Source organism: Pseudoduganella sp. RAF53_2 (assembly GCF_052113985.1).
In the GTDB taxonomy this organism is placed as follows: domain Bacteria; phylum Pseudomonadota; class Gammaproteobacteria; order Burkholderiales; family Burkholderiaceae_D; genus Rugamonas.
The window spans coordinates 1-7,149 of sequence record NZ_JBFRDW010000288.1 but is presented as its reverse complement, the minus strand read 5'-3'; the positions used below and the strand labels follow the sequence as shown (position 1 = coordinate 7,149).

Annotated in this window: 9 protein-coding genes; 7 read left to right on the top strand and 2 right to left on the bottom strand. The window is 61.3% G+C overall.

Features of this window, described 5'->3' with window-relative positions; all coding sequences use genetic code 11:
• The coding region (gene rpsI / locus AB4Z11_RS17545; protein WP_442026525.1) for a 30S ribosomal protein S9 at positions 1-422 on the bottom strand (422 nt) is incomplete at its 3' end.
• Positions 423-587: 165 nt separating this feature from the next.
• Between rpsI and AB4Z11_RS17540 the strand changes: the two genes are divergently transcribed.
• The 3 genes from AB4Z11_RS17540 (at position 588) to AB4Z11_RS17530 (ending at position 3,282) form a co-directional block, all read left to right on the top strand.
• Positions 588-1,118: a GNAT family N-acetyltransferase gene (locus AB4Z11_RS17540; RefSeq protein WP_442026524.1), complete on the top strand. Its 531-nt coding sequence runs from the start codon at positions 588-590 to the stop codon at positions 1,116-1,118.
• Positions 1,119-1,240: 122 nt separating this feature from the next.
• A complete protein-coding gene (locus AB4Z11_RS17535; protein WP_442026523.1) occupies positions 1,241-1,825 on the top strand; it encodes a YcbK family protein in 585 nt (194 codons plus the stop codon).
• Between the two features lie 110 nt (positions 1,826-1,935).
• Complete coding sequence (locus AB4Z11_RS17530; RefSeq protein WP_442026522.1) at positions 1,936-3,282, top strand: sigma 54-interacting transcriptional regulator; 1,347 nt, start codon at positions 1,936-1,938, stop codon at positions 3,280-3,282.
• Between the two features lie 29 nt (positions 3,283-3,311).
• On the opposite strand, the gene AB4Z11_RS17525 is transcribed toward AB4Z11_RS17530, so the two are convergent.
• Positions 3,312-3,497 carry a DUF3460 family protein gene (locus AB4Z11_RS17525; RefSeq protein ID WP_442026521.1) on the bottom strand — a complete coding sequence of 62 codons (186 nt, stop codon included), beginning with the start codon at positions 3,495-3,497 and terminating at the stop codon, positions 3,312-3,314.
• Between the two features lie 58 nt (positions 3,498-3,555).
• Between AB4Z11_RS17525 and AB4Z11_RS17520 the strand changes: the two genes are divergently transcribed.
• The 4 genes from AB4Z11_RS17520 to AB4Z11_RS17505 form a co-directional block, all read left to right on the top strand.
• A complete protein-coding gene (locus AB4Z11_RS17520; protein WP_442026520.1) occupies positions 3,556-3,951 on the top strand; it encodes a hypothetical protein in 396 nt (131 codons plus the stop codon).
• 12 nt (positions 3,952-3,963) lie between these two features.
• Entirely contained in the window at positions 3,964-4,749 is a 786-nt protein-coding gene (locus tag AB4Z11_RS17515) for a transporter substrate-binding domain-containing protein (protein WP_442026519.1), read from the top strand.
• 3 nt (positions 4,750-4,752) lie between these two features.
• On the top strand, positions 4,753-5,415 hold the full coding sequence (locus AB4Z11_RS17510) for an amino acid ABC transporter permease (RefSeq protein WP_442026518.1): 663 nt from the start codon (positions 4,753-4,755) through the stop codon (positions 5,413-5,415).
• Positions 5,416-5,488: 73 nt separating this feature from the next.
• Positions 5,489-7,149, top strand: a 1,661-nt coding sequence (locus AB4Z11_RS17505) for a putative bifunctional diguanylate cyclase/phosphodiesterase (RefSeq protein ID WP_442026517.1), incomplete at its 3' end; no start/stop codon positions are given.

The window sequence follows — 7,149 nt, the reverse complement described above, 5'->3', positions numbered from 1 at the left end:
GGCTTGGCGAGGTCGGCCCAGTCCTTGATGCCTTTCGGATTGCCCTTGCGGACCAGGTAGACCATGGTCGAGTAGGAAGGCGCCGCATTGTCGGGGAATTTCTTGGCCCAGTCCTTGGCCACCACGCCGCGATCGGCCAGCATATCGATGTCGTTGGCCTGGTTCATGGTGACGACGGAAGCTTCCAGGCCGTCGGCGACGGCGCGTGCCTGCTTGGAAGAGCCGCCATGGGACATCTTGATGGTCACGTCCTCGCCGGCGCTCTTTTTGTACGCTGCCTGGAAGGCCGGATTGATATCCTTGTACAATTCGCGCGCTACGTCGTAGGACACGTTCAACAGTTCCGCGGCGGAGGCGGCGGGACCCGTGGCGAAGGCAGCGGCTGCGAGAATGAGGCTTAATGCGAAATTCTTATTAGTCATGGCGACCTCTATAGTGAAAACAGATATGCATACTCCGGAAACTTAGTAGGAAAGGAAACTATTTTCTGGTTATATGCTTAGACGGGCCGCTGCACGGCCGCTGCCCGCAGGGAATGGCCGATTGTTGTATAGTCGGCTTTGTGATTGGGATTTTTGTGAGCATACATGAGTTTTGAAATTCGCCTGGCAACTCCGTCGGACGCCTCCGCCGCATGCAATGTGCTGCGCCGCTCGATCGCGGAATGCTGTGTACTCGATCACAAGAATGACCCCGCCATCCTAGAGTCCTGGCTCGGCAACAAAACGCCCGAAACGGTGGCCAGCTGGTTCGCATCCCCCACCAATTTCTCCGTGGTCGCCGTGGAAGAGGGCACTGTCGTTGGCGTGGCCCTGCTGACTGGCGCCGGCAAGCTGGCCCTGTGCTATCTGCTGCCGGAAGCGCGCAGCAAGGGCGCCGGCAAGGCCTTGCTGGGCCGGGTTGAGGAGCAGGCTTGCACCTGGGGCGTGAAGGCCTTGCAACTGCACAGCACCGCCACCGGCGAGGAATTCTTCGCGCGCCAGGGTTATCTGCGCTCCGGTAATGTGCGCTCGCCATACGGCGTGGAAACCGTATTCTTCTGGAAGCAATTGGACGGCAGCGTCTGCGATGTCCCGGAAGGAAAGCGCAAACGTTTCTGCGGCTGCGGCGCGACTTAAATTTGCATTAAATTCTTAAAGGAGTTTCTCAACTCCCCCAGCTATGGGCTATAGTATTCCCTATTGCAATTGACAGGTTTGCTATGGCATCTCGACGCGACTTCCTTCACCGAAGCCTGGGCATGACGGGTGCCGCCCTGCTGGGCGTCCCGCTGATCGGCCAGGCGCGCCAGCAAGAGCTGGAACCTCCTCCCGATATTTTCGATACCCAGGCGCTCGATCTCGATTTCTGGGTCAAACCACGCACCATCAGTGTTACTCGTCCGCAAAGCGGCGAAAAAGCCCGCGTCACCTACTGGCGGGATGGCGACATCATCGACTCGGCCTACCAGGAGCTGTGCCATTTGCTGCGCGATGTGAATGCGAAAGAGACGGTGCCGATCGACCCCAAGCTGCTGGAAACGCTGTGGGGCACGCAAGCTTTCGTTGAGCGCTTCGGCATCAATAGCCCGGTGGAGATCCTGTCCGGCTACCGTACTCCTGCGTCCAACCAGCGTCTGCGCGAGCAGGGTATTCCGGCGGCGCGCCAGTCTCTGCATATGGACGGCAAGGCAGCCGACATTCGCATCACCAACCTGAACGCCGAGGTGCTGGGCGGCCTGGTGAAGAGCTTCCGCCAGGGCGGTGTCGGCTTCTATTATCGCGAAGGTCCACGCGGCGGCTGGATTCACGCCGATACCGGTTTGCAACGCACGTGGAAGGGCTGAGTTTACTCATCAATAGCAGAACGCAACACACTCCGCTTTCGGCTTGGTAGTCCAGGACAGTTGGGCGTAAGATGGTTCCGTGGGCCAGCGCCCAACGACGAAAGCGAATAATGAAAAAGAAACAGCTCTTGTGCGTGGCCCTGGAATGGGTCTCGCAAGAAGAGTTGAGCGCCTTTCTCCACGACTGGGATATTTACCAGGCTTCGAGCCTGGTCGAGGCTCGGTCTTTGCTGCGCAGCAAAGAGTTTCTGGTCGGCCTGCTGCTGGTGGATGTGCGGAGACTGGGTGTTGAAGCGCTCGACAGCTTCTTGCGTGAGCACTGGCAGGTCAAGTGGGTGTCGGTCTTCCGATCGGCAGCCCTGAATTTACCGGCTTTCCGTCAACTGATGGTCGAGCAGTGTTTCGACTTTCATACTTCTCCCATCGATTTCACTCGGCTCAGCCACACGCTGGGCCATGTGCACGGCCTTGCTTCCCTTCAGAGCAAACCTGATCCTGCTTCGGCGGATGCTATGTCGCTGGTTGGCGTGAGCCCGGCGCTGGCAGCCTTGCGGCAAAATATCCGCAAGGTGAGCGGCGTCCCCGCGCCCGTTCTGATCTGGGGCGAGAGCGGCACCGGCAAAGAGCTGGTGGCGCGCGCCGTGCACACCCATTCGCAGCGCGCCTCGGCGCCTTTCGTGCCGGTCAATTGCGGCGCGATTCCGTCCAGCCTGATCCAGGCCGAACTGTTCGGCTATGAGCGCGGCGCCTTTACCGGCGCCAGCCGCGACAAGTGCGGACTGATCGAAACGGCGGCCGGCGGCACGGTGTTCTTCGACGAAATCGCCGATCTGCCGCTCGATATGCAGTCGAACCTGCTGCGCTTTCTGCAGGAGCGCACTATCCACCGCCTGGGATCGACACGCGGTACGGTGGTCGATGCGCGCGTGATTGCCGCCAGCCATATCCGCCTGATCGACGCCGTGCGGGCGGGGCGCTTCCGCGAAGACCTGTTCTACCGCCTGAACGTGCTGACGCTGGAAACGCCGCCATTGCGTCAGCGCCGCGAAGACATCCTGCCGCTGGCCGAGCACTTCTTCAAGGAATTTGCCGCCGAGCGGGCGGCCAGTGTGAAAGGCTTTGGCCGCGATGCACTGCGGGCGATTCACGATTACGCCTGGCCCGGCAATGTGCGCGAGCTGGTCAACCGCGTACGGCGCGCTTCCGTGATGGCCGAGGGGCGGCTGATCCGCGCCCACGACCTGGGGCTGGACGGCAAGCTGCTGAAGRCCAATAACGAATGTCTCGACGGCGCCCGCACCCGCGCCGAGCGCCAGGCCATTGAAACCCGCCTGGAAGCAGGCAAGTCCATGACTTCGGTGGCGCGCGAGCTGGGTGTGTCGCGCATGACGCTGTACCGGCTCATGTCCAAGCACGGCATCGAGCTGCCCACCAAGCGTGCGGTAGCCACAGCGTAGGGCGGATCATCGATCCGCCTGCCAAGCATCTAATGGTAGTAATAAGGCGGCGTCGGCACGGTATCCGTGCGGGCCAGGCGTTCATCTTCCAGGTTCACCTTGTGGTCCCACCAGATATCCCAGCCATGGCGCTGGTCTTCCACATATTCGGGATGTTCGTCCAGCAAATGGCCGAAGAATTGCTCGAACTCAGAAACATATTCCTTTACTTTCATTGTGATTTCCTCCTGTTCGGTTACACTGGCGGCCGTGCAACATTTCAAATAGATGACAATGCAGGATAACGAGGACAAGCCGCGCTTTCGCCCTGTGCCGTGGAGCGGTATCGAAACGCCCGCCGACGCCGAGCTGTGGATCGCGGAACACGATCTGGCGCTGAAAGAGCATGTCGGCAAGCAGGAAACCGGCTACGGCGTGTGCTTCAACCTGGCCGCCGGCGGTGAGATTTATATGCAGACCGCCGATGGCGCTGTCATCCTCGATGTTACGCCTGAAGCGGACTGGGTGGCGCCTCTTATCGAAGCGGTGGCGCAGGCTGAATCGCCCAAGGGCTCGCTGTGGGTGCTGCCGGATGACAAGCTGGTGCAACTGATCATCGGCCTGTCCACTCTGATCGAATCGTCCATTCTCGTGGTCGGCCACAACTTCGGCCGCCGTCGCCATTTCTGAAGGAAACCACTGATGCGCAAACCATTGATGTCCCTGTTCGCGGCGGCCCTGCTGGCTGGCGCTRCCCTGCATGCATCCGCTGCCGATCTGCTGCAAACGGTGAAGGCGCGCGGCACGCTGAAGGTGGCGATGGAAGGCGTGTATGCCCCGTTCAATTATCGCGACCAGAAGACCGGGGAACTTGTGGGCTACGATGTGGATGTCGCCAAGCTGGTGGCAAGCAAACTGGGGGTCAAACCGGAATTCGTGACCACCGAATGGGCTTCCATCCTGGCGGGGCTGGCGAGCGGTAAATACGATGTGATCATTTCCCAGGTCGGCATCAATCCGAAGCGCGAGCAGGTATTCGATTTCTCCCAGCCTTACATCTACTCCTCGCCGATGCTGATCGTGCGCAAAGATGAAAAGAATAACTGGACCTCGCTGGAACAGCTGAAAGGCAAGCGCGTTGGCGCCGGCCAGGGCAGCGTGTACGAGGCGCAGGCCAAGGCCGTGCCGGGCATCGAGGTGCGGAGCTATCCGGCTGCACCGGAGAACCTGTCCGACCTGGCGTCCGGCCGTATCGACGCGGCACTGAACGACAGCCTGATGGCCACCTGGCTGCTGAAAACCACCAGGCTGCCGATCAAGGCTGGCGCGCGGGTGGGGGCAGTCGAGCGCATGGGCATCCCGTTCCAGAAGGGTAATCCGCAGTTCAAGGCCGCGATCGAGAAAGCCTTGAACGATGCCGCCGCCGATGGCAGCCTGAGGGCCATTTCCATGAAATGGTTCGGCACCGACGTCAGCAAGGCGCCGTAAGCGATGGATTGGCTTGAGCTGCTGCAGGAAGCAGCGCCCGTCATGCTGAAGGGCGCCGGCTATACGCTGATCTTTGCCGTCGCCTCCATGCTGGGCGGGCTGGTACTGGGCTTCCCGACGGCCGTGATGCGCATTCTGCCGTGGAAGCTGGTGCGCTGGCCAGCCACCGTGTACGTCAGCCTGATGCGTGGCACGCCGCTGCTGGTGCAGATGTTCGTGATCTATTACGGCCTGCCGAGCGTCGGGATCGAGTTTACGCCCGTCACGGCGGGCATTCTGGCGCTGAGCCTGAACGCCGGCGCCTATCTGTCCGAAAGCCTGCGCGGCGCGATGCTCAGCATCGTCAAGGGACAGTGGTCGGCCAGCTACAGTCTGGGCATGGGCTACGGCCAGACGCTGCGCTACGTGATCATGCCGCAAGCGCTGCGCATTGCCGTGCCATCCATGAGCAACACCCTGATTTCGCTGATCAAGGATACCTCGCTGGTGTCCGTGATCACGATGACCGAGCTGATGCTGTCGACAAAAGAAGTTATTGCGGCCACGTTCCGTCCTCTGCCGCTTTACCTTGCAGCGGCGGGCATCTATTGGATATTGAGCCTGCTGTTCGAGCAGGTGCAGCGCCATGCCGAGGCGCGCCTTAACCGCTCACATCGTCAGGCCTGATACAACGCCCGCCACAATTCTCGACATTGTCATAAGTGCATGATAGGCTTGGACAAAAAAGAAGCGGGGCGATATGGAAAAAGACCAGCGTGCACCGTCCGCCAAGACCATGGCGGGCCCGTTAGCGGCAGGGGAAGGTTTGCCTGGCCTGATGCCGCATGAGGCTTTGCTGGCCGCAATGGGCGGCACGCCGCCCGCGCTGCATGAGGGCAGCGATACCCGCCTTCAATTCGAGCGCGAGCAGGACTACTTCAACGACCTCTACCTGCTGGCGCCGGTCGGCTACTTCGTGCTGGCGCCGGACACCACCGTCCTGCAGATGAATCTGGTGGGCGCCGACCTGCTTGGCCTGCCGCGCAACAATCCCGACCGCATTCCCTTCCGTAGTTTTATCGCCGCGCGTTTCATGGCGGACTTCGACAGCTTTGTGCGCGACAGCCAGCACAGCGGCGAGCCGCAACGCTGTTCGCTGCAAATGACCCGTGGACGGGGCGATCGGGGCTTCCCTGTCACCTTGCTGGGCAGTGGCGCGCCGGGCGCCGAGAGCTTCCGCGTCGTGCTGGAGCTGGCTGAAGGCAAGCTGGCCGCACTGGAGAAAAGCGAAGAGCGCTTCCGCCGCATCGTGCACTCGGCGGAAGAAGGCATCTGGGAAATCGATGCCGCTGCAACGACCAGCTTTGTGAATCCGAAGATGGCGGCCATGCTGGGCTACACCATCGAAGAGATGCTGGACCAACCGCTGGTGCGCTTCATGGACGACGAAGGCCGCTCCATCCTCGAGCGAAATATCGCGCGCCGCCAGCAGGGTGTGGCCGAGCGTCACGAATTCAAGTTCATCCGCAAGGACGGTGTGGAAATGTGGGCGACGCTGGCCACCAATCCCATCTTCGATCCGGACGGCAGCTATATGGGCGCGCTGGCGCTGGTCAGCGATATCACGGAGCGCAAGCTGTCCGCCGAGCTGATCTGGCATCAGGCCAATTACGATGCGCTGACTACGCTGCCAAACCGGAACATGTTCCATGACCGGCTGGCGCAGGAAATGAAGAAAGCCAAGCGCGACGGGCTGTTCCTGGCCTTGCTCTTCATTGACCTCGATCAGTTCAAGGAAATCAACGACAGCCTCGGCCACGAGATGGGCGACAAGCTGCTGGTGGAAGCGGCTTCGCRTATTGCGGCCTGCATGCGCGCGTCCGACACGCTGGCGCGCCTCGGCGGTGATGAGTTTGTGGTGATCCTGCCGGGGCTGGATCAGGTCACCAGCGTGGAGCGGGTGGCGCAGCAGATCGTGGCGTCGCTGAACAAGCCTTTCCAGCTGGGACCGGCCACGGGGTCCGTTTCGGCCAGCATCGGCATCGCGCTCTATCCCTCGGATGCCGACGATCCGGAGCAGCTGCTACGGCATGCGGACCAGGCCATGTACGCGGCCAAGAATGGCGGGCGCAACCGCTACAGCTATTTCACCTCCGATATGCAGGCTGCCGCGCAGCTGCGCATGCGCCTGGCGAGCGACCTGAAGATGGCGGTGACCAATTGCCAGTTCGAACTGTACTACCAGCCCATCGTCAACCTGATCAGCGGACGCATCGAGCGCGCGGAAGCCCTGCTGCGCTGGCGCCATCCGGAGCGCGGTTTGCTGAATCCCGCGGAGTTCATCGGCAGCGCGGAAGCGAATGGCACCATTCTCGATATCGGCGACTGGGTGTTCCGCACGGCCGCGGACCAGGCCAAGCG